We start from the raw sequence: 22,635 nt of genomic DNA on the forward strand, positions 1-22,635 counted from the left end.
TCGGTCAAGAAATATCTTTTAGAGGCAATCCAGAAAGGGCAGGCATGAGCGCGGGAACAGGCGGGGCAAACTACGGCTTGCGTGACGAAATCCGCGAGTTCTGGTCGGAACGGGCGGAAACGTTCGACCAGTTCCCCGGGCACGAAATCTTCACCGAGCAGGAGCGCCGCGCCTGGCACGCGCTCTTCGAACGCCATCTCGGCGAGGCCGGTGGCCGCAGCGCGCTGGATCTTGCGAGCGGGACGGGTGTCGTCTCCCATCTCCTCGACGATCTCGGCTTCGACGTCACCGGGCTCGACTGGTCGGAGGCGATGCTGGAGCGGGCGGCCTCCAAGGCGGCCTCGCGCGGGCGACGGATCACCTTCCGGCTCGGTGATGCCGAGCGCATTCTCGAGACGGATGGCAGTATCGACGTGGTCGTCACCCGCCACCTCGTCTGGACGCTGGTCGACCCGAAGATCGCTTTTTCGGAGTGGCTCAGGGTGCTCAAGCCCGGCGGGACGCTGCTCGTCATCGACGGCGACTTCGTCAGCCAAGGACCGCTCGAGCGACTGATCGCGAGGCTCGAGCGGCTCGTACAGCGGCGCGGGGGCGCGCCCGGTCCCGCCTTGCCGGGCGATCTCGCCGAGCGCCACCGCAGCATTCTCTCGCGGGTGCATTTCAAGGACGGCGCCCGCGCCGACGAGGTCGCGCGGATGCTCACAGAAGCCGGTTTCGCCGATGTGGTGATCGATCGTCGGCTCGGGCCGATCCACCGGGCACAGGCCCGGGCCATGCCGCTCGTCAAAGGCCTCGCCCGCCAGATCCAACACCGCTATGCGATCCGCGCCGCCAAGCCGGGCGGCTGAGGGCGCCGTCCGGCAGGGTCCGTGGATAGCGCAACCGCACCAGCTTGCGGGCCAGATCGGGCCGATCGAGCGTATGGACGAGGAAGAAGCGCAGGGCAGAGACGACGGCGTTCATCGTCGGCACGCCGACACCGCCCTCCTGCATGGCGACCTGAAAGCGGCGCAGATCCTCGGTGCTAGCCGTATCGGCCGAGCGTTCGAGAAAGGCGGCAAGGCGGCCAATATCACCCAGATAGTTGCGCTGCGTCTCCCGGGAGAAACGCCTCATGGTCATGTCGTCGATCAGTCGCTGGCGCAGCGGGCTGATCGGAGCGAGGGAAACTGAAGGCTCGTCATGGGAAGGCTCCGTTCGGTTGAAGGAGCCTGGATCGTCCGCCCGCACTGGGCAACGCTCAACCAGCACATCGCGCTCGTATCATTCCGCAAACGATGAAGCCGCCGCCATCGCGCGCGCGGGTTCCCGAAACTCGATGTTCGTCAGAGGTTTGGCGCCCGCGCTTGGGGCGGACAAGGCGTTTTGTGGCGGTGAGAGAGGGACTGTCCGGCATATTGAAATGGCGCGTTGTTTCTCATACAGATCAGTGCTTTCAATGCCTAATGTTGGTCGGAGAGATTGGTCTGAATGGCGAGAAGCAGCAGCGAACGCTTCCTCAAGAGGCGTGGTGACAAGTACCAGTTTCGTCGTGAAATCCCTGTCGCGCTTCGCGACCATTTCGACGGCAAGACCGCAATTATCCAGCCGCTGCAAACGTCTGACACGAAGGTCGCCAAGAGGCGCCGCGACGAGTTTGTCAGAGAAACGGATCGACTGTTCGAGGAAGCCCGCAACGGGCGGCTTTCGAAGCCGATGGGGCGTGTGGAAGAAATCGCCGATCGGTGGAAAGAGGAGATCGCAGCGTACCAGAACGACCCGATCGCTTGGTCCGCCAAAGCGGGCGTAGTCGTCGATCGGGAAGAGGACGTACTTAGCCCGCACGATGTCATAGAGTACGAAATCGAGAGCATTGGCACTGAGCAAGGCGAAGTCGCGAAGGGGCGCTTTCTCGACCGCCTGCACAATCGCACCACAGTTGAAGAGCACGTCGAGACATATCTCTCAGAACTCGACCTGAAGCCGAAGACCATCCAAGGGCGGCGGGCGGATATCTTGCTCTTTGCCGCATGGGCCACAAAGCGAGGATCGACGGTTCGGACGATCGACAGGCGGGCCGCTGCGGATTTCTTCGCCGAGGTCCTGCTGCAGATGAACCGCAAGACCGCCGAGACGAAGTTCTCGAATATCAAAGCCTACTGGCGATGGTTGATCGAGCGAGACTTCTATCTCGAAGACAGCCCATGGGAGCGCCTTCGGTTCCCCTAGCGGCGAAATTCGAGCGCCGCGAAAGGCCCGGACGCCGAGCGGGAATTCACAGACGACCAAATCCGGCAACTCTTCAACCGGCTATCGAAAGCGGGCGGCAAAAACGCGTCTCGCCTTGGCGACGCCATGCGAGTTGCCGCACTCTCAGGAATGCGGATCGAGGAAATCTGTCGGCTAACTGTAGAGGATTGCCGAGGCGGTAACTTCACGATCCGGGAGGGGAAGACTGCTGCCGCCTCTCGTACATTCCCAATTCACTCGGCGCTGGTCCCTCTCGTGGAGAGGCGTTGTGAAGGGAAGGCGGACGACGAGCGCCTGTTCTCGGACGTCAGGGGAAGGGGCGTCTCCCTCTCGGACCCCCTCAGCAAACAATTCGGACGCTTCATTCGGGCTGTTGGCGCCGCGGACATCCGGGAAGGGCATCGCCGGTCTAAGGTCAATTTTCACTCCTTCCGGCGGCGGTTCGTCCAGAACGCAATCAGGGCAGAGATTCCCCAGCACGTCGTGTCATGGGTCGTTGGACATGCCGAGGGCCGGGACGGTATCACACTCGGCGTCTATAACCGGGGAGGGCCATCGGAGGCGCAAATGCGGTCTTGTGTCGAGGCCGTGCGGTTGCCGGAGGGGGTCGCTTAGGGCCCACTCCTCGCGCTCGTCAGCGGCCCGTCAGTCGCCCTTCTGTGCCGCCGCTCGCTCCTGATTGAGGGCGAAGAGGCGGGCGAGGACTTCGTCGTCGGAGAGATCAGCGGGCCACCCGTAGGCAGCCGCAACGGCGGCGTCGAGCGCCTTGTGGGCATTGTCAAGCCATGCCGGCCGCTCGTTATAGAGGTTCGTCAGCGTCCGCTTCTTGAGGATCGCGGCGGCTTCCTCGTCCACTGGTAGGATGCGATCGGGGAAGCCGGGAACGACCTCGGGCTCGCGGCGGATGAGATCCGCGGGATTGAGCCAACTCTCGCGAAGCTCATTCAGGCGAGCGGCAGCTTTCGCGATGGCGATGGAGCGGGGATCGTCGGCGTAGTCGGCAGCAAGGATGTCCGGGGTGAGCCCTTCGGGAAACGGAAAGGTCTCGAAGCCTTGAGAGGGCGTATATTGTGGATCGTTACCGACCCCATGCCATCCCCCCAAGCGCAGAGACCAAAGCTCGTGGAAACGAGAGTGCAGAATTCCGAACGCCGTATCGTCGTCGCGTGAGATCGCAACAAGGCGGCTATCTGGCAGCAAGCGCCCGGGTGCCCAGACGAAAATACGGTGCTTTGACACTCTCGGTGTTATAATAATTCGCGAAAGCGGAGCTGTGGCCTTCTTCAGATCGCTGCCTGAGCGACCAAGCCGCCACCAGTTTCGCCTCCGTTGCTCATCGCGGTTGGCTTCTCGGACAGGACGAACATGAATTCGAACGTGCTCGAAGGGCTTCTCATATAGAGAGGCGGCTTCAGCCGACAGATCGCCAAAGTCGATGATCCACCTATGTGACGGCCTTCGAGCGATATCCATACCGTTTGCCCAAGGGCGAAGGACGTCAGAATTCGGCTTTCCGTGAGGGTTGTATCCTCCAAGCAGCCATTCACGCGCCTGCAGTTCCGAAACCTCGAACGATCCGACTTTGACCGGGCCTTGGAAGGCGGTCGCGGCGTTCGTCTTGATGCGCATGGCCTTCGTCAGATCGATGGCCGTACCGGTGAGATCAGCATTGATATGCTCAACCGGCAGACCGTTTAGATGCGGCGTCTCATCCTTCAGCCTTGACCCAAAGGCCACAAGCGAAACCCGAACCGCCGCCCCTTCGACCGTCCATGGTTCGTCAGCCCATGCAGATACGAAGCCAATGTGCTCCGCTATGCGGTCCATGACATGACGGTTTGCTCCGCCGCGTATGGAGTTGGTCGTGACCAGTCCGGCCCTCCTCGCTTGTCCCGAGGTTATTGCCTCTGCGGCCTTCGACAGCCAATAGACTACTAGATCGCCTTCGGCAGGGACGCGGTCTCGATATAGCCTGAATAGCTGCTCGATGAGTTCGTCGCCAAGCTCCGAGCGCATGATCTTTCCGCCGAGAAACGGCGGGTTGCCTATGATGGCGTCTACCCTCGGCCAATCGGCTTCAACAGCACCCCCTCCCGCAATGGATATTAGCGCGTCCCGACATTCGATGGTCTCCAGAGGTTTCAGGATGGGATTAGCTGAGGCGGCGAACCCATTCCGAAGCATCCACTGGATTTCACCGATCCAGACAGACACCCGCGCCAGTTCGGCCGCATAGGGGTTGATCTCGATTCCCTTGACGACCTCCGGCCCAATCTGCGGGAATCGGCGGGGCAGGCCAAGGGCCTCGGCTTCCACCTGCGCCCGGTGCTCCAGGTCCTTCAGGGCACGAAGAGCGAGATAGAGGAAATTGCCGGAGCCGCAGGCGGGATCGAGAACGCGGTAATCGGCGAGCCGCTGGAGATATTTATCAAGTATGGCCTGAGCATCATTTTTTGATTTTGTAGCCTGAGCTTGCATAATGCTGCCCGCCCGCCCTCGAACGCGCTCGGAATTGCCTTGGAGCAAATTGGCCCGCGAAAGGAGTCTTGCAATATTTCCCTTCGCCGCCTCCCATTCAGCCGTCAGCGGCTCCACGATAACCGGATTGATGATCATCATGATCTTGTCGCGGTCGGTATAGTGCGCCCCGAGTTGGCTGCGCTTGTCCGGGTCGAGACCACGTTCAAAGAGAGTGCCGAGGATCGAGGGATCGATGTCGCCCCAATACTGGACGGCAGCCCGATGGACGATTCCCAGCTCTTCCTTCGTCAGCGCGAACACAAGGTCGTCGTCAAACAGGCCGCCGTTGAACCATGCGACTTTTTCGAAATCGATCCGACCACCGCTCTTCATCGCGACGAACAGTTTGCGAGCGAAGTCCTCGAACTGTTCAGGCTCCTCGAGGGCTCGCTCGATCATCTTGGTGAAGATGCCGTTGGGCAGAAGCTTCACGTCCTCGGCGAACATGCAGAAGACGAGGCGATTGATGAAATGCGCTACCTCTTCGGGCTTGTGGCCGCGCGAGCGCAGCGACTTCGCCAGCTCGGCGAACTCCCCCGCGACCTCTTCAGTCAGCTCCTGCCGGGTCTTCTTGGGGCGGAGGAGGTCGGGCTCACTGAAGGCCCATTTCAGCCACTGGCGTTTCTCGGCGTCCTCCAGATCGACGATTGGAATGACGTACTTCTTGGAGACCGAGTTGGTCCAATTGGTGTGAATGCGGATCGTCGTGCCGATGTCGGAGACGATGAGGAGGGGCGGATTGTCGAGGGCGACGGCGTACCGCTGGAGCTGCGCAAAGGCGGCGTCGAGGTTTGAATGGGTGCCTTTGTATTCCCAGCCGAAATGATCGCGCTTGAAGACATCGGCGAACCCCCGGCCGCCAGTGGTCTTCGTGGCGCCAACCTCGAAGCCGTAGTCCTCCCCCGACGGATCGACCTCGGCCGGTGTCGGTTCATTCAAAAGGCGGCAGAGATCGAGAAAATGCTCCTGCGCCGCCGCTCGCTCCTTCAGCTTGGAGTTGGACCACTTCTTGATGAACTCGTGCGGCGTCATAGGCGGGAGCGCTTCTCTGCATGATACTCCCAATAATGGACGCAGAAAGAAAAGCGATTTGGCAAGCGCTAATTCGCGCCACCGTTGAGCTGGACTCAATCGCCGCAGGCTTGAGTGGTCGACCGCCGAGACCTTGTCCCGGCGGCCTTGGCACCGCCAAACGGCTGCGCCGTCAAGCAGATGCATCGACGCCATCGTCTAACGGCTAGCCGTCAGCAGCAGCGCCAGTGACCGCACACGTACTCCAGTCGTCCAAAGCGGACGCGGCAGTACGGGGCAACCCAGTGGCAACACCGAGTAACCATGCGTGCCTCCTTTAAAGGAGGACTCTTGAACCAATAAGAGACTTGCGCTAAAATTACGCGGAACGGGAAGCGCAGTTTCCCTTCTCCCCGCTGACTGAGTCTCAAAATCCTCAGCGGGACCGGAATCGGCTCCCTTAGGTGCGGCAAACACCTCTGGGGGCCGTTCTATTTCCGGCGGCTCAATATTTCCGTAGCCGATTCCTTTCGTTCATTCAAGTGCGCCTGAATGGACCGTGACACCTTCCCCAGAAACTTGTAATGAACAGCATGGATCGGAACAACGGGGGAACTTCCGAATGTCGGACGCTGCTGTTGAGAATGCTCGTCGCCAGCGAGAAGAGCTCGCCCAACGTGTCAACGAAACCCAGCAAAAACTGGACGACTGGCGACGCAGGATAGACCGAATTGACCGGTTTCTGGCGGATTGGGAGGTGTTCGCCGCAGGCTCGTCTCCAAGCGAGATGGGAGACACTGTGGGCGCCGTGGCATCTGCGAACAATGAGCGGACGAAACAAGCGCGACGGAACTCTTCAAAGGAGGACGTCGCCAAAATGTCTCGTGCCGTCATCGAAGATGAAGGGCGCCCCGTGCCCCGGAATGAGCTTCACGATGCTCTCACCAAAGCCGGTCTTCGAGTCGAGGGAGCCGACCCGGAGGGTGTCCTGAATACGATGCTGTGGCGCACACGCGAGGAACACGGCGTCATTCATCTGCGAAATGTCGGATACTGGTTGCGCGAAAGGGAGTGGCCTGAAGCTTCATACTATCCGGAACATGACGGTCTTTTGGGTGCTGAGGATGACGCTCCCGAGGCTTCCCACGGTTCAGATAGTTCAGAGGAGCAGACCTGTACTTCGATCAAAGAGTGAAATTCATTCGGAATGAATAAGATGGCGGTCGTTTTCCGTCCGTCCTTGCGGATCGCCGGTAGGACCTCCTTCGTCACCCAATCCTGGAAGGCTTTCGCCTCCGGCTTGTCGGAGCGCATGACGAGCTTGTAGAGGCCGCTTTCGGAGATGAGGGAGTAGTGGCTGGACCTCCGACCGACCCCCTCGAACAGATCGCGGGGGTCCTCCCCTCGCCGGACGACAAATTTCTCGTCGGACCCGATGGCCTTGAGGTATCTGGCGGAACCGTCATTGCCGATCTTGAAGCCGAGAGACCGGCAAACATCAGCCGCGACGAACCACGGTTCGCCGTCCCGGTCGATGACCCGCAGACCGTTGCCGTTGAAGTCGAAGGGGGAGAGATTGGTCTTCATGTAGGTTCCCCTTACTGGTTGACGAACGGGATCGTGCCGCCGGGCACCATGGTCGTCGGAAGCTGTCCGTTCCAACGCTCGGCGCGGATCAGCTCGACCACCTGCGGGTTGTCCCGGAGGGCCTTGCCGCGGGCGTCGATCACTGCCGCCTCGGCGTCACCCTTGAGCCGGGTTGCCTCGGCCGCAGCCTGCGCTTCGGCACGGACGCTGTCCGCCTTCGCCTGCGTAAACCCACCACGTAGCGCACAGGCGAAAGTTGTGCTTGTATATCGTTCTCGGGCGACTCAAGCACAAGCTTGACATGATGACAGCCTAAGAGCGATGTCTGGAGTTGAGATGCGTTATATTTTGCATGGACCACTAGGGGTTTTGTTTCTTTTTGCTGGACCAATCACATACATAATAGGTGTCATCGACACATGGCAAGGTAACGCGTCTGTACTCGTCAAGATATTGATAGCTTTATCGATAGACGCGTTCCTTGCAATGATTTGGCCAGTCACATGGACGTTGTGGATGATTATGTATTTCCTTGGAAAGGATAGCCCGATTTCAACAGTGTTGGGACTTTAAGAAGTTTGCAGAGCGCTTCAAAAATACCAGAAAAATTCGAGGCGCCCCCCTCGACGACGAGAATGCAAAAGTCCCCCCCCCGGTCCCCCCTCTCGCAAGCCAGACGCGGCCTGGCGCGGATGCCGTGCCGGCTTAGAACGGCTCCTCTCACCGGCAACATCTTGGGTACTCGGATGACGTACGACCGCGAAGCGATGCGACAGGCCGAAGAGGCGGCAGCCAGGCGCTTCCCGCCGCCAAGGTACGAACCCGATCGTGCCGGCATCGGGGCCGTGATGGCGGTGCCTGGAGTGATCGAACCAGAAGGCGGGGGAAATTTGAAGATCGTCTCAGCCTTAGCGGCGGCCTCAAGGTTTGCCCTTCCTTGGTCCCACTGCCGCTCGCAACGGACGCGGTTTCACCACGAAGCAGCGGCCATCTATCGTGACTTGACGAGGGACAGGGTCGGCGGCGGTGCGCCCACAGTGGGTGATGGTTCCGCCGAACTCTGATGCCGAGTCTCAAAAGGTATACCTCAACGGGACAGGGCACGGAGACGTTCTAATCGTCTCTTTTGGGTTGACTTTCGGCTTTCGAGACATCATCGTCTCAAGGTCTAAACCCAAATGAGACAGTCCATCCAATGACTAAGATCGGTTATGCGCGTGTCAGCACGACGGACCAGGATTGCAGCCTTCAGGAAGAAGCGCTGCGCCGGGCCGGATGCGACGTGATCAGAAGTGAGAAGCGAAGCGGGACGAGCACCAGGGGACGCGAGGAACTGGACACTGTTCTGTCCTTCATCCGCCCCGGCGATGTCCTCGTCGTGACGAAGATCGACCGCCTCGCGCGGTCCCTTTCGGACCTCCTCAAGATCGTTGAAGCGGTTCGTGAGAAGGGGGCCGCTCTTCAGGCAACGGATCAACCTGTCGACACCGCCAGCGCCGCCGGCAAGGCGTTCCTCCAGATGCTCGGGGTCTTCGCCGAGTTCGAGACCAACCTCCGCAGGGAACGCCAGATGGAGGGGATCGAGAGCGCGAAGGCGCGTGGCGTCTATCAGGGCCGGCCTGCAAAGATCGATGGCGAGGAGATAAAGCGGCTGAAGGCACAGGGCGTAGGCGCTTCAGAGATCGCAAAGCGACTAAAGATCGCACGGGCGAGCGTCTATCGTGTCCTCGCCGACGCCACCACCTCGGCGTCCGAACAGGGGGTCGCACAATGACGGCCGAGACAATCGTTGTCATCGCCGCCTGCCTGCTCTGTTCGGGCCCCGGCGTTGTCTATCTGCTGATCAAGTGGTTCTGGCACAAATAGGGCCGCTTCAACACGAGTGACGTGACAGCAGCGCCGCATTGCCATGCACCGTCCTCACCGTGAAATAATTGTTGATTCCCCTCGTGGGGACGGTCTTTCGCCGCACCGCGGCAGCGGAGCACCGCTGATGCTCCAAGGTTCGTCGGGCCTTCCTCAAGGGGCGTTGCATGACCAGCCGAAGTCGTCCCCACAAAGGAACTAAGTCACTGAAAGACCATGACTTTCATCGCTTCACGCGGCTCGACAGAGGAATCCGGGCCGTGCTTTCTCGTGGGCGCAGGAATGAACCTGAGAGGGAAAGGACCCGAGAAATGGAAGTCGATCATTGCGCAGTCATCGGCAGGACGCTCGCAAGGCGGCAAGCTCTTCAAGCTCCGATCACTGACGAACTCCGCGGTGCCGTGACAGGTATCGTCTATGGCGCCACGGCGCACCTCGTCGCCGGGATGGGCGAACTCGGAAGAGCGGACGGAACAGTTGGGCATTTCGCCAGCAAGCTCCACGACGCCCTCGAAAGGCTGGAGACATGCAAGGAGGTGCTCCTTCGCGAAGCGTCCGCCGCGCTGCCGCATCCCGATCTCTCGATCTACGGCGCGTGGTCGGCTGCCGACGATGACGACGAAGAGGCCGTCGAGGCGCTTACGGGCGGCACCACGTGACGGAGCAAGAACCGCATAGACCAATCGAGCCACATCCCCATGCGGACGCCATTCTGGGCCTGCTGAATGCGATCGAGTTCGCCGCGGCATCGGCCCGGATGATGGCGATCGGTTGCCCGCCAGCTCACCCAAGGGTGCGCGAGACCGCCGTATGGGCGCAAAGGCTGCTTTCCGAGTTCCTAGGGGAGCGTCCGTCGAAGGCTGCCGTCAGGCGTCGGAAAGCGGCCCGGGCGAGCTGACCTTCGGACTCCAGCAGTCAGGGCATTTTGAAACGACGGCCTCGCTTTCATCGGCGGGGCCGTTTTGCATTCCCCCATCCTCTAGGTCCCGCATGTAGTCCTCGCACTCCACCCTTCACCCCGCGCCCCGCCGGCTCGTTCGCCAGGCTATCTATTTTTAGGGATGTAGGGGCGGGAGCGGCCCGACGAATTGACCCCCAAGACGAAAGGAAGATCATGATCGAGACGCCTCCCGAACTCCCAAATCCCCGCACGGACACCGTTGCCATGCTCCTAGCCGAACTCGAACGATCCCTGCGGGAGACCGTGATGCGGGACATCGAAATTGCGCGACTGCGGGCATTGCTCGACCTTCGAAACGCAGGCTTTACTGACGAAGCCGATATCGAGGCCACGATGGCGCAACAGATGCTGGAGGTCGCAGACGGCCCCGACGAATGGGGCAACTCGGCGGAATGCGAGGAGCCGCTGGACGATGCGGCCCTGATAACCCGATGGCGTGACGCGGTGGCGGGAAGTCGGGCGGCACTCAACGACCTTCGACGCTACCAGACCATCCGCGACAGGATCGCAAAGGGCAAGAAGCGGCACGAGGACCCCTTCGCGCCTGTCCGGCAGGATCGGGGGGCGGCAATGCGCGGTGCGCGGTGGCTGCCATCGACCTTCAGGTGACCGCCTCGGCGCCCCTGCCGAGCCCCCGAACAACAACAACCCTGCATCGCCCGCTTGGCCCCTCCAGGCGGGCTTTTTCGTGCCCGGACTGGCGACAGCCGGCCGGCAATCATCAGACCAAACGAAAGGAAATCTATGAGGAAACAGCAGCGTCCCGCGCCGGAGAGGCGAGTCGACGAACAAGGAAAGCCGATCGTCCGTGTCCCGGTGGACGCGAGGGGCGAGAAATGGGCCACGCTCGACGCGGCCGACTTCGACGAAGTCGTCGCTGAGGGCCTCGGCCTGACGTGGCATTATAATTCGGCGGGGCCGAAGAAGCGCTGGAGCTACGTCAAGGCGCATAGCAGCGCGGCTTCGGGGGGCCTCGTCATGGTCGCTCGGGTGATCATGGGGGCAGGTCCCGGCGAGATCGTCTCCTATCGTTCGGGTGATCGTCTCGACCTTCGCAGGCGCAACCTTACTGTCGAGCCGGGCAAAGCGAAGCGGTACGACGCGGGGTACTGCCGGGCGATGGATTTGGCTGCCTGAAGATGGCTTCTTTCAAGGAAGCCCTCGCGTGGCTCCGGCAAGAGCAGCACGCGGGGACCAGACCAGACAGGCCCGCCCGGCTTGACCTCGACGAGATTGCGCTCTCTCCCGAGGTTTTCCAAGTGCGGGAGCGGGCGGGTGAGGAAGGCGGCGTCGATGAGCGGCATCTTCAGGACCTCGTCAGGGCGCTTCAGAGCAAGCCGGAGGAGCGGCCATTCCTAGACCCGATCCTCGTCACCGCGATCGGCAGCCGCTTCTACTGCATCGATGGACACTACCGGATCGCGGCCTACCAAACGCACGGCCTCACGCATTCGGTGCCCGTCACATTCTTTGAGGGGAGCCTTGAAGATGCCATCTCGGCGGCGATCGAGGCGAACACGAAGGTCGTCCTGCCGCTCACCCACGCCGAGCGGATGGATGCCGCGTGGCGGTTGGTCTGCCTCGCCTCGCATTCCAAGGCTCAGCAGGCGGAGGCTTGCGGCGTGTCGCAGTCGACCATTGCGAAGCTGCGGAGGCTCCTCCGGGAACTTCTGGAGAACGACCCGGCGGGCGAATGGGGCTCCTACCGGGAGGCCGTGGCTGCTCAGGAAGGGCGTCGGCCGGGCGAGTTCACCGACGAGATGCGTGAAGTGGAGATCGAAAGGATCGGAGCGAGCCTCGTGAAGACCTTCGGGCGGCGGGGGCGGATGATCAACCGGGCCGATGTCTTCGCCGAGGCGCTCGCTCGCACGTGGGGCGAGGATTTCGTGAAGTCCATCGCGGACCACTCGGGGCTCCTGTCGGAGTTCGATGACCTGCCGTTCTGACCGCTTGCCTATGCGCCGCTCTGTATGTGCTCGCGCATAGGTACGTCCGTAATTCCACAATTCAAAAACGCAAAGGATGATAGTTGCAACACGATCAATGCGGCCACGAGTACGTGGTCGTTCATACTGATGGGGCCTGCGTCGGCAACCCGGGACCGGGCGGATGGGCGCTCGTGATCCGGGAGGTCGGCCAAGACGGCGAGGCGTCGGCACCCCGAACGATCGTCGGCGGGGCCTCCGAGACGACAAGCAACCAAATGGAAATGGCGGCCGCGGTCGAGGCGCTGAAGGCGGTGTCTGTCAAGTCAATCGAGATTGTCAGCGACAGCCAATACCTCGTCAAGGGTATGACCGAATGGCTCTCCGGCTGGAAGCGGCGGGGGTGGAAGACCTCCGATGGAAAGCCGGTCGCCAATCGGGAGCGGTGGCTGGAACTGGAGGCGCTGTCGCACGGCCGAAATATCGAATGGACGTGGGTGCGAGGCCATTCGGGCATTCGATGGAACGTAGCGGCCGACAAACTGGCCCAGGAGGAAGCCCGCCGACAGCAGTTCGCCAGCCTCTTCGCCGCCTGAAGCGACGACCATCCCCGGCGGAGGCGCACCTTGCGCGTCACATTCCCCGGCTTCCACCACTCCCTCTAGGGCCCCTCGTGGGCCCTTTTTCATTTCCCACAGCACCAAGGAAACAACATGCCGAACAACACCAACGGACTCTTCGGGACCGCCCAAGCGGCCCCTTCCATCAACCCCGTGCCGATCCAGCCGGGGCCCCTTCCGGGCTCCACGTTCGTCCGGCCGCAGCAGGTCGCCGCAGGGGGCAACGCAGAGGCCCTCGCGAGGAGCCTTTCGGGGCTCTCACAGGCGCTCCAGAACTACGCGAACGTCAAGGACCAGCAGTCCCGCAACCCGGACAACCGGGAGAACAAGGCGTTCCTCGACAGCCTGCCGGGCAAGTCGGTTGCGGACCTCCAGCTCATGGCCCAGAACGGAGAGTAAGCGAACTTCATCCAAGAGGACGGGCTGAAGACGCTCCTCGGGTCCAAGGCCGCCTCCGACTTCCGGCAGGACACCGTCCGCTGGTACGAGGAGGAGTTCGACAAGAACGGTGGCGACTTCGCCGCCGAGCTGGAGCAGCGCCGGCAGCAGTTCGCCGGATCGCTTCCTGACGATGCCGCCCGAGCGTCCTTCTTCAAGGGCACCGAAGGGTGGACGCAACAGGTCATCGGCAAGGACCTCGAACGCAAGATCGGCGAGGCGCAGTCGGCCCGCAATGACGCGGTGGTCTCCGAGTTCCGCATGATCGTGGACGACGGTCTCACCAAGGGCCTCGACGCCAAGACCATCGCCGATCAGGTGGTCCGCCAGTCGGGCATGAACAGGTCCTTCCGGGGCCTGAACGGGCAGGATCAGAACGCCACGCTCTACGCCCTCGCGCAGGAATATGCGCTTCAGGGGCGCCCGGACGTGGTGAAGGCGATCCTCGACAACGACCGAGGCGGCGTCGGCGCCGTCTCCAAGTCGGCCGAGTATGCGGTCAAGTCGGCGCAACTCGTCGAGGCCGCCGGCAACCTCCAGAACAAGACCGCCTCCGAGCAGGCCTTCGACCTCCGGGTCGACATCGACCGGCAGATCGCCGAGGGCTCCTTCACCGACAAGAAGGCGAAGGAGTACATGGAGGCCAACCCGTGGCTCAAGGAGCGGGCCTCCGAGGTCTCCTCGTGGGTCCAGCAGTCTACGAACAACCGCCGCGTGGCCGAGGAGAAGCAGGCCAAGTTCGACGCCAAGCAGGTGCTCGCCCAAGAGGCCACACGCTCCGAGCAGCAGGCCGTCGCCAACGCCGTGCAGCAGATGACCACGGTGGCCGGCGGCGCTCGCCTCAAGGACGTCGAGGTCGCCACCCCGAGCGGTGGCACCCGCACCATGTCCAAGGCCGACCTTCAGGCCAAGGCCCTCGACGTCTACCGGCAGCGGTGGGCGAGCGAGGAGCAGCAGCTTCAGGCCGAGGGACGCTCCCCTGAGGAGGCCCATGAGGTCGTCATGCGGGAGAAGGTTCGGTTCTTCTCCGACAACGGCATCTCGAACCCCGAGTGGGAGAACGTCTTCAACGCCTCGGCGATCGTCGGCGCTGCCACCCGCATGGCCGAGAAGGGCGAGGTCTCCCAGAGCCTCGGCAAGGTCGCGGAGGACTACTTCCGCCTCAAGCAGCTCAACCCGGCGCTGGCCGCCGCGCACGTCAAGGACAGCCGGGCAGAGGAATTCCTCGACACCTACGCCGACGCCCGGTCGGACCTCACCATCGGCAAGGGGATGTCCCACGAGGACGCCCTTCTCGAAGCCGCAAGGGTCGCCAATCGGACCCCTGAGGAGCGCCGAATGTCGGTCATGGGGCGCAAAGAGGCCGAGGACGTGGTCGACGACGCGATGAAGGAGGGCTGGTTCTTCGGGCCGAGCATCGACGGCGACTACCGCCAGAACCCCCAGAACCTCCGCATGGCGATCGACCTGGCTCAGAAATACGCCCGCATGGGCATGGGCAAGGACAAGGCCGTCAAGCGGGCCTCCGAGGAGATGAAGGAACGGGCCGTCTACGTGAACGGCGTGGCGCTCCTCCAGACCGGCCGGGTGTTCCCGAAGGACTTCGGCGAGTTGGCCGAGGGCTACCTCCAGCACTTCGCTCAGACGAAGACGGGGGACCCCGAGGCGACCGGCGAGGACCTCTATCTTGTCGGCATGAACGACGGGACCGACCGCCTCGTGATCATGAATAAGGCGGGGATCGCGGACATGGATGTCGTGACGTTCAAGGACCTGGAGGGCTTCAGGGCCCACAAGGAAGACCAGCAGGCCGTCAAGGAGGCCGAGTGGGGCCGGCAGGTGAAGTCGGAAGGCTACGCCCGTGCGGTGCTGAATTGGGGCCTAAACGGCTTCGAGGTCCGCAGCTCGAACATGACCCCGGATCAGGCCAAGAAGTTCCTCGCCGACAAGAAGGAACAGGACGCGGTCGACGCCTACGTGAAGCGGCAGGCCGAGGCCGACAACATCTACTACGACTCCCTCAACGGCCGCTGGCAGCAGAAGACGTCGACTTGGAACCCGTTCGCCACCCCGCGCACGGTCAAGCCGGTCGTCACTTGGTCCGCCAGTGAGAAGTCGGTTCGCTGGGAGCCGGTGAAGGACTGAGCCCGATCGGGAGCGCTGTCAGTCAGCAGGGCGCGGGTCGAAAGGCTCGCGTCCGCTGCAACGTATGAAGATGCCCACATTGGTCTGAATCATTGGTCTGAGATAAAAATCTCGGCCACCAAAAAGTCAACGATTACAGAGGGTTATAGAAATAAATCGGGAATGGCGGTGAGAGAGGGATTCGAACCCTCGATACGGTTTCCCGTATACACGCGTTCCAGGCGTGCGCCTTCAACCACTCGGCCACCTCACCATCGTTCGAAGCTGACGCGACCGGCCCGGCCGCGGCCGATTCGGGCCGTTGTCGGGTCGAAACTTGACGCTCGCCATTGCGGATGAAGCGCCCGGGTCCGACATGCCGGACCATCTTCGAACGGCGGGGGAATATGACAGAACGCGCTTCGCTTCAAGCCCCGATTTCCAGACGCGCCGCGAGCCGCCAGCCTTGATGGCGCGAAAACCTCCGGGCGCGAGCCATGTTCCGCTCTCCGAATGCTGTGCAGGAGTGTCCGAGAGCGCTGCCTGCCGGGTCGGTCCAGCGCTCACCGCGAAGGAGCCGAGCTCCATCCGGGCCATCCCCATGTGGCGCTGCCGGGGCGGAGCCCGCGGGGGCAGCGGGACGTCGGGTAACGATTCGTGCGGCCGTCAGGTCCGCCCCGGTTCCGGACCGTTCGCCCCGCCATCGTCGCGGCGGTCGTCGTCGAGCTCCTTGACGATGTCGGCAAAGCCGCGGAACAGCTTCTGCATCCGCTCGATGGCGATGTCCGTCTCGTCGCTGCCGGTGAGGGCCGAGCCGCCCCGCGCGTCGGAGGGGGCCGCCGAACTCGTCCCGTCGTCGCCGCAGTCGATCGTCTCGCCGACCACCCGGCAGGGGGCGAGCCGCCCGGTCGCCGTGTCGAGGCGGGCGACGACGCCGTCGATCCTGACGATCTGGTAGCGGCCGGCCGCTTCCCCGGTCTCGATCTGGCCGAGGCCGGACTGGGCGCTCGCGGTCGGCGCCGCCAGCAGCGCCGGAGCAAGGGCGATCGCTGCCGCCAGCCTCCGGACGGAGATCTCTCGTGCCATGCTTTTCCCCTCACGTGGTCTTGCCGGTTCCGGCGTGCTCCAGATCACGGCCTTGCCGTTCCGGCGCGGGCGGCCTGAAGCGTTCGGCCGGCGATCGGGTGTCCGCCGGACGAACAGGCTTTGCAGCTTTCGGTGGCCTCGATGTGACGGCGGAATTGATTTTTCCCCGATTGTTTGGCACCGAAGTGCCATGACCCAGACGATCTACAAAATCCTGCCCCGTCCCTTGTGGGAAGAGGCCAAGGCGAACGGCCGGCTCGATGGCGCGCCAGTCGATCTCGCCGATGGCTTCATCCATTTCTCGACCAGCGCCCAGGTGCGCGAGACGGCGGCAAAGCATTTCGGCGGGGTCGACGATCTGGTGCTCGTCGCGGTCGATCCGGTGCCGCTCGGCGACGCGCTGAAATACGAAAAATCCCGCGGCGGCGCGCTGTTTCCGCATCTCTACGCCAGCCTTCCGGTGAATGCGGTGCTGTGGGTCGAGGACCTGCCGATCGGTCCGGATGGTCATCACCTGTTTCCGGGCGCGATGCGGTGAGAAGCATTCCCTCGTTCGCGCGATTTTCCCGATCATGAGCCTGCTCTACCGGCTGGCGCGGCCGGCGCTGTTCCGGCTCGAGGCGGAGCGTGCCCACGGACTGTCTGTCCGGGCGCTGAAGCGGGGCCTCATCCGCGACCTCGACATTCCCGTGGATGGGCGCCTGCACGTCGAGGTCGCCGGCATCCGCTTTCCCAATCCGATCGGGCTCGCCGCCGGCTACGACAAGAACGCCGAGGTGCCGGACGAGGCCCTGCGGCTCGGTTTCGGCTTCGTCGAGGTCGGCACGCTGACGCCGCGGCCCCAGGAGGGAAACCCGCGGCCGCGGATCTTCCGGCTGCCCGGAGCCCACGCCGTGATCAACCGGCTCGGCTTCAACAATGACGGCCATGCCGATGCCGCCGAGCGGCTCGCGGCACGGGCGGGGAAGATGGGGATCGTCGGCGTCAATATCGGCGCCAACAAGGATTCGGCGGATCGGATCGCCGACTATGTGGAAGGCGTGAACGTCTTCGAGAGCTTCGCGAGCTATCTGGCGGTCAACATCTCCTCGCCCAACACGCCGGGGCTGAGGAGTTTCCAGTCCGGCGACGAGCTCAGCAAGCTGCTCAAGGCTGTGGTGGCTGCCCGCAACGGCTATGCGGCGATCACCGCGACGAACCGCAAGCCGATCTTCGTCAAGGTCGCCCCCGATCTCACCGAGGACCAGATCGAGGAGATCGCCGACGTGGCCAGGGATCGGGGGGTCGACGGGCTGATCGTCTCAAATACCACGCTCGCGCGGGACGGCGTCGAGCGCCACAGGGCCGCGGCGGAGGCCGGCGGGCTTTCCGGCCGGCCGCTGATGCGCCGTTCGACCTGGGTGCTTGCCCGGTTCCGGCGCGCCGTCGGGCCGGATTTCCCGTTGATCGGCGTCGGCGGCGTCGAGGATGCCCGAACAGCGATCATGAAGATCGAGGCGGGGGCCGATCTCGTCCAGCTCTATACCGGCCTCGTCTATGGCGGGCCGCATCTGCCGGCCCGCATCCTGAAGGGCATCTTGCGCGTGCTCGACATCGCCGACGTCGACAATGTCGCTGAACTTCGTGACCGGCGCGTCGACGATCTCCTCGCCGCGCCGCCGCCGGTTTGACCGTGCCCCCGGGAGGGGCTCACTTCATCGGCCGGCAACAGACGGGGCGCCCGCGACGGGCTGCCGGGGAACGAGGCGATCGGCGTCGATCGCCGCGGCGAGAAGCAGGCCGAGCGTCGCGGCATTGAGGAGATGCCAGAGCGGGTGGGTTCCGAGCGGCCAGATCTCGCAGAGCGGCGCATCGAGCATGCGGAAGGTCAGGGAGACGAGGAAGGTCGCCCCGGCGACGAGGACGAGACGGCCGGGCTCCTCTTTGCGGTAAACGAGAATGCCGCCGATGATCAGCATGGCGAACAGCGCCGGGATATAGCCGGCCGACGAGCCGACCAGCGTCGAGAAGGCAGGCTCGACGAGAATCGAGGCTGCCAGGAAGCCGGCGGTGCCAAGGCCTGCGATCAGCTTCGACAGACCCAGGAAGCGACTGAGGGCGAGGGCGAAATAGCCGTAGATGAAGACGGCGATCGGTAAAACGTCGGCAACACTCGCCCAGCTCGTCGCGAAGGTGTGAAACAAAAACGAGCCGGCCCCGATCACCAGCACCAGGATGCAGAGCGCATAGGCGGGAAGATCGCGGCCGCCGCGCATCTTCCACAGGCTGAGGCCGACGAGCCCGACGGCGATGAAGGCGAGGTTGGACCAGGCATTCAGGGGCTCGGCCCAGAATTGCGCGCTCGTGCGCTCGCAATAGGCGTCGATCGAGGCCGACCAATCCATGCTCTTGTCCGCTTCAGCCGTTCGCGTGGTCGAAAATCGTCACGCGCCGGTCCGCCACGGATCGTATGTCCCGAAATTCCACAGATGGCCTTCCGGATCGCGGCAGGAGAATTCGCGCGAGCCGTAGTCCTTGTCCTCGAGGTCCATCACCACCGTCGCCCCGGCCGCCTTCACCGCGGCATAGAGCTGGTCGATGTCCTCGACGAGGACATAAGGGCTCTGCGTCACCTTGCCACCGGCCGGCGGCGGCGCCTGGAGCGCGCCGAACCCGTCGTCGCGGGCATCGCCGATCATCACCATCCCGTCGCCATGGACGAGTTCGGCATGGAGAATACCGCCGTCCTCGCTCTCATGCACGGCGCGGCGCTCGAAGCCGAAGACCGAGCACAGCCAGCCGATCATCGCCCCGGCATTGGCATAGCGGAGGGTGGGGATCACGGAGGAGGTCATCGGGCTTCCAGGAACTGCAAAACGAAAAGGCCGCAGCTCGTCACCGCGGCCCCTGGGATTATGGTGATCTGGCCGGCCCTGTCCATTGCGCCTGCGACGAAATGAACCCGACCGGCGTCAGTTCCGGTCGATCGATGCCCGCTGGCCGCCGAGGCCCATGCAGTTGGCGAAGAAGGTGGTGGTCGCCGGCCAGTCGGAGAAGACGCCGATGACGCCGACATCGCTCGCCAGCGTGTCGAGGAGGCGCAGCATGTCGCCGTCGTCGTTCACGACGTCGGAAATGCTCTGGTAGTACCAGCCGCCACCACCGGCGAGCGGGCCGGAGCGCTCCAGCGACCAGGTAATGATCTGAAGCCCGGCCTTTTTGGCCTCTTCGGCATAGGGCGAGGGCACGATGGCGCCGTTCTCGCCGCTCTTCACCAGCATCCACAGCGGCGGGGCGACGATCTTGACGCCGGCATCGGCCAGTTCCTGCATCGTCGGCTTGAAGGTCTCGGGGTTCATCGCGTCGAAGCCCTCGAGCGTCTCGTCGCGATCGTCGAGATAGACCGCCTGCTTGCCGAATTCGGGGTCGTTCCTGATCCAGAACTTGACGTCGTCGAGCCGGAAGGACTGCGGGAAGACGTCGGAGGCCGGGACTCCGGCGTCCCGGTAGTCGGCGATCATCTGCGCCGCATAGGCTTCCTGGGTGTAGTCGCCCTCATAGGGCATCGCGACCTCCGGCGTCTTCAGCTCGGGGGTGAACTTGCGGCCGAGGGACTTGATCAGCTCGATATAACCCTTGTGGCTCATCACCGTGCCCGGCGCATAGAGCGTCGTGCGCCAGGTGGCGTTGCCGCCCTGATAGGCCTCGGCCGTCGTCGCGGTCTTGTCGGACGAATCCATCTTGGCCTTCAGCGACATGAATTCGGCCAGCGTCAGGTCCGAGGTGCAGCACTTGGCGCTTGCCTCCGTGCCCGTCGCCGCATCCGCCGGCGTGAAGGGCTGGGTGCATTTCGACGCAAGGCCCGGCCGGGTCAGGATGTCGGTGGTCGCGTGCAGGTCGCATTGCGAATGGCGGCAGACGAGTTCGCGATCCTTGGTGAAGGCGACGTCGCATTCGATGATGCCGGCGCCCATGCGCGCGGCGGCGAGATAGGACTGGCGGGAATGTTCGGGAAACTGCATCGGGGCGCCGCGGTGGCCGATCGACCAGTCGCTGACCTGCATCGGCTGGCCGACGCACTGTGCCAGCTTCTCCTTCAGCGGGCCGTCCTCGAGGGCGTCGAGGAGGGCGAGCGGGCGGACGCCGACGAGGGCGGCTTCGGGAGCCGGCGGCAGATTGCCGTCCTGCGCGGCGGCGGGGAAGGCCATGGCGGCGAGGCTGCCGACAAGAAGGATGGCGCGCTGAAGTCTCGGCATCACGACGTCTCCTGGAGTTCGTGGATTATGCCCGGCGACACTAACGGATACCGGCGACGGCGCGGCGACAGGTCCGAGACTTTTCGGTGTCGACGGCAGAACGGGAATTCGCGCGGCTTGCCCTCGCGTTAGCGGCCGCCAGATCAACCGGGCCGGTGACGATCAGGACATCGGGCTTTCGGCGGGAGCGGTCATGGATGGGCCGGGTCGCGCCACCGGCAGGTCGGGCGGGATTGGTTCTGGGAGTTGGGGTGCATGAGCAGCAGCGGAAAATCGCAGGCGGAAGGAACGAGCGAGGATACAGCACCGACACTGAAGCCGCTTTCGGTGCTGGCCGGGCTCGCCGTCTTCGTCGTCCTTCTGCTTCTTCCGTCGCCCGAGGGCCTGTCGATCGAGGCCTGGCGGGTGGTCGCCGTCGCCAGCCTGATGATCGTCTGGTGGATCACCGAGGCAATCCCCGTGGCCGCGACGGCGCTGGTGCCGCTGGTCCTGTTTCCGCTGCTCGGGGCGGTGGAGATGGACGCCGCCGCGGCGCCCTATGCCGATCCGATCGTCTTTCTGTTCATGGGCGGCTTCATGCTGGCCCGGGCCATGGAGAAGTGGAACCTCCATCGCCGTGTCGCCCTCAACATCGTCGCCCGGACGGGCTCCAGGCAGCACATGATCGTCGGTGGCTTCATGCTGGCGACGGCGTTCCTGTCGATGTGGGTGTCGAACACCGCGACGACGGTGATGATGCTGCCGATCGCGCTCTCCGTCGCGAGGCTGCTGGAAGGCGAGACCGGCTCGGGCAAGGACATCGGCAGCTTCGCGCTGGCGCTGCTCCTCGGCGTCGCCTATGCCGCCTCGATCGGCGGCGTCGCGACGCTGATCGGCACGCCGCCCAACGCGCTCCTCGCCGGCAGCCTTTCCCAGCAATATGGCTACGATCTCGGCTTCGGCCGCTGGATGCTGATCGGCCTGCCCGTCGCCGTCATCATGCTGGCGATCTCCTGGCTGCTCCTGACGCGCTTTCTCGTCAGGCTGGACCGCGGCGAGATCGCCGGGGCTTCGCAGCTCATCTCGGAGAAAATCGCCGAGCTCGGCAACTGGTCGCGGGGCGAGGCAATCGTCGGTATCGTCTTCGTCCTTGCGGCGCTTCTGTGGATCGGCCGGTCCTTTCTGGACGACATCATCCCCGGCCTCGACGACACGGGCATTGCCATCGGCGCCGCGCTCGTCCTGTTCCTCGTCCCGGCTGCCGGGGCCAAAGGCGGCGCGGTGCTCGACTGGAAGACCGCCGCCGACATTCCTTGGGGCGTCCTGCTTCTCTTCGGCGGCGGTCTCAGCCTCGCCAAGGCGGTGTCGAGCACCGGCCTCGACGAATGGATCGGCGAGGCGCTCGGCAGTTTCGCCGGCGTTTTGCCGCTGATCGGCCTCGTCCTCGTCGTCGCGCTGGTCATTCTGCTCCTGACCGAGTTCACCTCCAACACGGCGACGGCGGCGACCTTCCTGCCGCTCGTCGCGGCGCTGTCCCTCGATCTCGGCGAGAACCCGCTGATGCTCAGCATTCCGGCGGCGCTTGCCGCCTCCATGGCCTTCATGCTGCCGGTGGCGACGCCGCCCAACGCGCTGGTCTTTGCCTCCGGCAAGGTGACGATCCCGCAGATGGTTCGCTACGGCGCGTTCCACAATCTCGCGGCCCTCGTCGTTATCTCGACAGTCGGCTATCTCGCCCTGACGACGCTGTTCGGCGTGACCGTCGGTGAAATCCCGGACTGGGCGTCGTCGGGCGGTAGCGAAGCACCGGCCGGCCGGACCGAGTAGACCAAGGGAGTGGGCGGTGGGCGCGGCCTTGGCTTTCGACGGCGCGTAGACCCGCCAGGGCCCGGACGGCAAGCCGTTTTGAAAATCGACGTTGGAGCGATCGATTTTCGCCGGAAAACCATTGAACGGCGAAAAATCTCTCACCATCTGTTTGTTATCGGAAACAAACGAGAGGTTGCTCTCCCGCGATGCTTGCCGTCGCGGCCATATTCGAAAGGAACGTGACT

At 63.6% G+C, this 22,635-nt stretch carries 22 protein-coding genes, 1 tRNA gene and 1 pseudogene; 14 read left to right on the top strand and 10 right to left on the bottom strand.

The features are described from left to right. Window positions 1-44: 44 nt before the first annotated feature. Window positions 45-848 (top strand): class I SAM-dependent methyltransferase, encoded by an 804-nt coding sequence (locus GTK09_RS05810; protein ID WP_163461817.1) that lies wholly within the window; start codon window positions 45-47, stop codon window positions 846-848. On the opposite strand, the gene GTK09_RS05815 is transcribed toward GTK09_RS05810, so the two are convergent. Continuing rightward, entirely contained in the window at window positions 784-1,122 is a 339-nt protein-coding gene (locus GTK09_RS05815; protein ID WP_163461819.1) for a phage integrase N-terminal SAM-like domain-containing protein, read from the bottom strand. The two genes, GTK09_RS05810 and GTK09_RS05815, sit on opposite strands and share 65 nt — an antisense overlap. Window positions 1,123-1,470: 348 nt before the next feature. Here GTK09_RS05815 and GTK09_RS05820 point away from each other — a divergent pair, with 348 nt between their 5' ends. After that, a complete protein-coding gene (locus GTK09_RS05820; RefSeq protein WP_163461820.1) occupies window positions 1,471-2,208 on the top strand; it encodes a DUF6538 domain-containing protein in 738 nt (245 codons plus the stop codon). A 57-nt stretch (window positions 2,209-2,265) separates the two neighbouring features. Continuing rightward, a pseudogene (locus tag GTK09_RS28115) lies at window positions 2,266-2,844 on the top strand (tyrosine-type recombinase/integrase); the annotation flags it as partial. A gap of 30 nt (window positions 2,845-2,874) precedes the next feature. Here GTK09_RS28115 and GTK09_RS05830 read toward each other — a convergent pair. The 4 genes from GTK09_RS05830 to GTK09_RS27740 all read right to left on the bottom strand — a co-directional run bounded on the left by GTK09_RS05830 (window position 2,875) and on the right by GTK09_RS27740 (window position 7,490). After that, window positions 2,875-5,781 (bottom strand): class I SAM-dependent DNA methyltransferase, encoded by a 2,907-nt coding sequence (locus GTK09_RS05830; protein WP_163461821.1) that lies wholly within the window; start codon window positions 5,779-5,781, stop codon window positions 2,875-2,877. An 835-nt stretch (window positions 5,782-6,616) separates the two neighbouring features. Then, window positions 6,617-6,796 carry a hypothetical protein gene (locus tag GTK09_RS05835; RefSeq protein ID WP_163461822.1) on the bottom strand — a complete coding sequence of 60 codons (180 nt, stop codon included), beginning with the start codon at window positions 6,794-6,796 and terminating at the stop codon, window positions 6,617-6,619. 53 nt (window positions 6,797-6,849) lie between these two features. Then, complete coding sequence (locus GTK09_RS05840) at window positions 6,850-7,347, bottom strand: BRO-N domain-containing protein (RefSeq protein WP_163461823.1); 498 nt, start codon at window positions 7,345-7,347, stop codon at window positions 6,850-6,852. 11 nt (window positions 7,348-7,358) lie between these two features. After that, window positions 7,359-7,490, bottom strand: coding sequence for a hypothetical protein (locus tag GTK09_RS27740; protein WP_281353338.1), 132 nt, complete (start codon window positions 7,488-7,490; stop codon window positions 7,359-7,361). Window positions 7,491-8,542: 1,052 nt separating this feature from the next. On the opposite strand from GTK09_RS27740, the gene GTK09_RS05850 reads away from it, so the two are divergent. From GTK09_RS05850 to GTK09_RS05885, 8 genes are all read left to right on the top strand, one after another. Further along, window positions 8,543-9,121 carry a recombinase family protein gene (locus GTK09_RS05850; protein ID WP_163461824.1) on the top strand — a complete coding sequence of 193 codons (579 nt, stop codon included), beginning with the start codon at window positions 8,543-8,545 and terminating at the stop codon, window positions 9,119-9,121. Window positions 9,122-9,614: 493 nt separating this feature from the next. Further along, a complete protein-coding gene (locus GTK09_RS05855) occupies window positions 9,615-9,872 on the top strand; it encodes a hypothetical protein (RefSeq protein ID WP_163461825.1) in 258 nt (85 codons plus the stop codon). Between the two features lie 455 nt (window positions 9,873-10,327). Then, entirely contained in the window at window positions 10,328-10,783 is a 456-nt protein-coding gene (locus GTK09_RS05860; protein ID WP_163461826.1) for a hypothetical protein, read from the top strand. Window positions 10,784-10,918: 135 nt separating this feature from the next. Continuing rightward, on the top strand, window positions 10,919-11,311 hold the full coding sequence (locus GTK09_RS05865) for a hypothetical protein (RefSeq protein WP_163461827.1): 393 nt from the start codon (window positions 10,919-10,921) through the stop codon (window positions 11,309-11,311). Between the two features lie 122 nt (window positions 11,312-11,433). Beyond that, window positions 11,434-12,120, top strand: coding sequence for a ParB/RepB/Spo0J family partition protein (locus tag GTK09_RS05870; protein WP_163461829.1), 687 nt, complete (start codon window positions 11,434-11,436; stop codon window positions 12,118-12,120). A gap of 83 nt (window positions 12,121-12,203) precedes the next feature. After that, window positions 12,204-12,695, top strand: a complete 492-nt coding sequence (gene rnhA / locus GTK09_RS05875; RefSeq protein ID WP_163461831.1) for a ribonuclease HI — start codon at window positions 12,204-12,206, stop codon at window positions 12,693-12,695. A gap of 117 nt (window positions 12,696-12,812) precedes the next feature. Next, the gene (locus GTK09_RS05880) at window positions 12,813-13,118 is read left to right on the top strand and encodes a hypothetical protein (protein WP_163461833.1); all 306 of its coding nucleotides are present in this window, start codon (window positions 12,813-12,815) and stop codon (window positions 13,116-13,118) included. 300 nt (window positions 13,119-13,418) lie between these two features. After that, on the top strand, window positions 13,419-15,302 hold the full coding sequence (locus GTK09_RS05885) for a hypothetical protein (protein WP_163461835.1): 1,884 nt from the start codon (window positions 13,419-13,421) through the stop codon (window positions 15,300-15,302). A gap of 163 nt (window positions 15,303-15,465) precedes the next feature. Here the strand turns inward: GTK09_RS05885 and GTK09_RS05890 are convergent. Next, window positions 15,466-15,555: transfer RNA gene (locus GTK09_RS05890), tRNA-Ser, on the bottom strand. Window positions 15,556-15,947: 392 nt separating this feature from the next. Continuing rightward, entirely contained in the window at window positions 15,948-16,367 is a 420-nt protein-coding gene (locus tag GTK09_RS05895) for a hypothetical protein (protein WP_163461837.1), read from the bottom strand. Window positions 16,368-16,557: 190 nt separating this feature from the next. Here GTK09_RS05895 and GTK09_RS05900 point away from each other — a divergent pair, with 190 nt between their 5' ends. Both GTK09_RS05900 and GTK09_RS05905 read left to right on the top strand, forming a co-directional pair. Beyond that, on the top strand, window positions 16,558-16,905 hold the full coding sequence (locus GTK09_RS05900; protein ID WP_163461839.1) for a DUF952 domain-containing protein: 348 nt from the start codon (window positions 16,558-16,560) through the stop codon (window positions 16,903-16,905). Between the two features lie 34 nt (window positions 16,906-16,939). Next, window positions 16,940-18,037, top strand: a complete 1,098-nt coding sequence (locus tag GTK09_RS05905) for a quinone-dependent dihydroorotate dehydrogenase (protein ID WP_163461841.1) — start codon at window positions 16,940-16,942, stop codon at window positions 18,035-18,037. 24 nt (window positions 18,038-18,061) lie between these two features. On the opposite strand, the gene GTK09_RS05910 is transcribed toward GTK09_RS05905, so the two are convergent. The 3 genes from GTK09_RS05910 to GTK09_RS05920 form a co-directional block, all read right to left on the bottom strand. Then, window positions 18,062-18,751: a ceramidase domain-containing protein gene (locus GTK09_RS05910; protein ID WP_163461843.1), complete on the bottom strand. Its 690-nt coding sequence runs from the start codon at window positions 18,749-18,751 to the stop codon at window positions 18,062-18,064. Between the two features lie 39 nt (window positions 18,752-18,790). Then, complete coding sequence (locus GTK09_RS05915) at window positions 18,791-19,201, bottom strand: VOC family protein (protein WP_163461845.1); 411 nt, start codon at window positions 19,199-19,201, stop codon at window positions 18,791-18,793. Window positions 19,202-19,318: 117 nt separating this feature from the next. Continuing rightward, window positions 19,319-20,554 (bottom strand): glycerophosphodiester phosphodiesterase family protein, encoded by a 1,236-nt coding sequence (locus GTK09_RS05920; protein WP_163461981.1) that lies wholly within the window; start codon window positions 20,552-20,554, stop codon window positions 19,319-19,321. A gap of 303 nt (window positions 20,555-20,857) precedes the next feature. Here GTK09_RS05920 and GTK09_RS05925 point away from each other — a divergent pair, with 303 nt between their 5' ends. Continuing rightward, window positions 20,858-22,408: an SLC13 family permease gene (locus GTK09_RS05925; RefSeq protein WP_163461847.1), complete on the top strand. Its 1,551-nt coding sequence runs from the start codon at window positions 20,858-20,860 to the stop codon at window positions 22,406-22,408. Window positions 22,409-22,635: the final 227 nt, after the last annotated feature.

The organism is Jiella pacifica (assembly GCF_010500815.1).
In the GTDB taxonomy this organism is placed as follows: domain Bacteria; phylum Pseudomonadota; class Alphaproteobacteria; order Rhizobiales; family Rhizobiaceae; genus Jiella; species Jiella pacifica.

Coding starts and splice junctions, on each gene's coding strand:
- GTK09_RS05810 (WP_163461817.1), top strand. CDS start 45: ATGAGCGCGGGAACAGGCGGGGCAAACTACGGCTTGCGTGACGAAATC.
- GTK09_RS05815 (WP_163461819.1), bottom strand. CDS start 1,122: ATGACCATGAGGCGTTTCTCCCGGGAGACGCAGCGCAACTATCTGGGT.
- GTK09_RS05820 (WP_163461820.1), top strand. CDS start 1,471: ATGGCGAGAAGCAGCAGCGAACGCTTCCTCAAGAGGCGTGGTGACAAG.
- GTK09_RS05830 (WP_163461821.1), bottom strand. CDS start 5,781: ATGACGCCGCACGAGTTCATCAAGAAGTGGTCCAACTCCAAGCTGAAG.
- GTK09_RS05835 (WP_163461822.1), bottom strand. CDS start 6,796: ATGAATGACGCCGTGTTCCTCGCGTGTGCGCCACAGCATCGTATTCAG.
- GTK09_RS05840 (WP_163461823.1), bottom strand. CDS start 7,347: ATGAAGACCAATCTCTCCCCCTTCGACTTCAACGGCAACGGTCTGCGG.
- GTK09_RS05850 (WP_163461824.1), top strand. CDS start 8,543: ATGACTAAGATCGGTTATGCGCGTGTCAGCACGACGGACCAGGATTGC.
- GTK09_RS05860 (WP_163461826.1), top strand. CDS start 10,328: ATGATCGAGACGCCTCCCGAACTCCCAAATCCCCGCACGGACACCGTT.
- GTK09_RS05865 (WP_163461827.1), top strand. CDS start 10,919: ATGAGGAAACAGCAGCGTCCCGCGCCGGAGAGGCGAGTCGACGAACAA.
- GTK09_RS05880 (WP_163461833.1), top strand. CDS start 12,813: ATGCCGAACAACACCAACGGACTCTTCGGGACCGCCCAAGCGGCCCCT.
- GTK09_RS05885 (WP_163461835.1), top strand. CDS start 13,419: ATGATCGTGGACGACGGTCTCACCAAGGGCCTCGACGCCAAGACCATC.
- GTK09_RS05895 (WP_163461837.1), bottom strand. CDS start 16,367: ATGGCACGAGAGATCTCCGTCCGGAGGCTGGCGGCAGCGATCGCCCTT.
- GTK09_RS05900 (WP_163461839.1), top strand. CDS start 16,558: ATGACCCAGACGATCTACAAAATCCTGCCCCGTCCCTTGTGGGAAGAG.
- GTK09_RS05905 (WP_163461841.1), top strand. CDS start 16,940: ATGAGCCTGCTCTACCGGCTGGCGCGGCCGGCGCTGTTCCGGCTCGAG.
- GTK09_RS05910 (WP_163461843.1), bottom strand. CDS start 18,751: ATGGATTGGTCGGCCTCGATCGACGCCTATTGCGAGCGCACGAGCGCG.
- GTK09_RS05915 (WP_163461845.1), bottom strand. CDS start 19,201: ATGACCTCCTCCGTGATCCCCACCCTCCGCTATGCCAATGCCGGGGCG.
- GTK09_RS05920 (WP_163461981.1), bottom strand. CDS start 20,554: ATGGCCTTCCCCGCCGCCGCGCAGGACGGCAATCTGCCGCCGGCTCCC.
- GTK09_RS05925 (WP_163461847.1), top strand. CDS start 20,858: ATGAGCAGCAGCGGAAAATCGCAGGCGGAAGGAACGAGCGAGGATACA.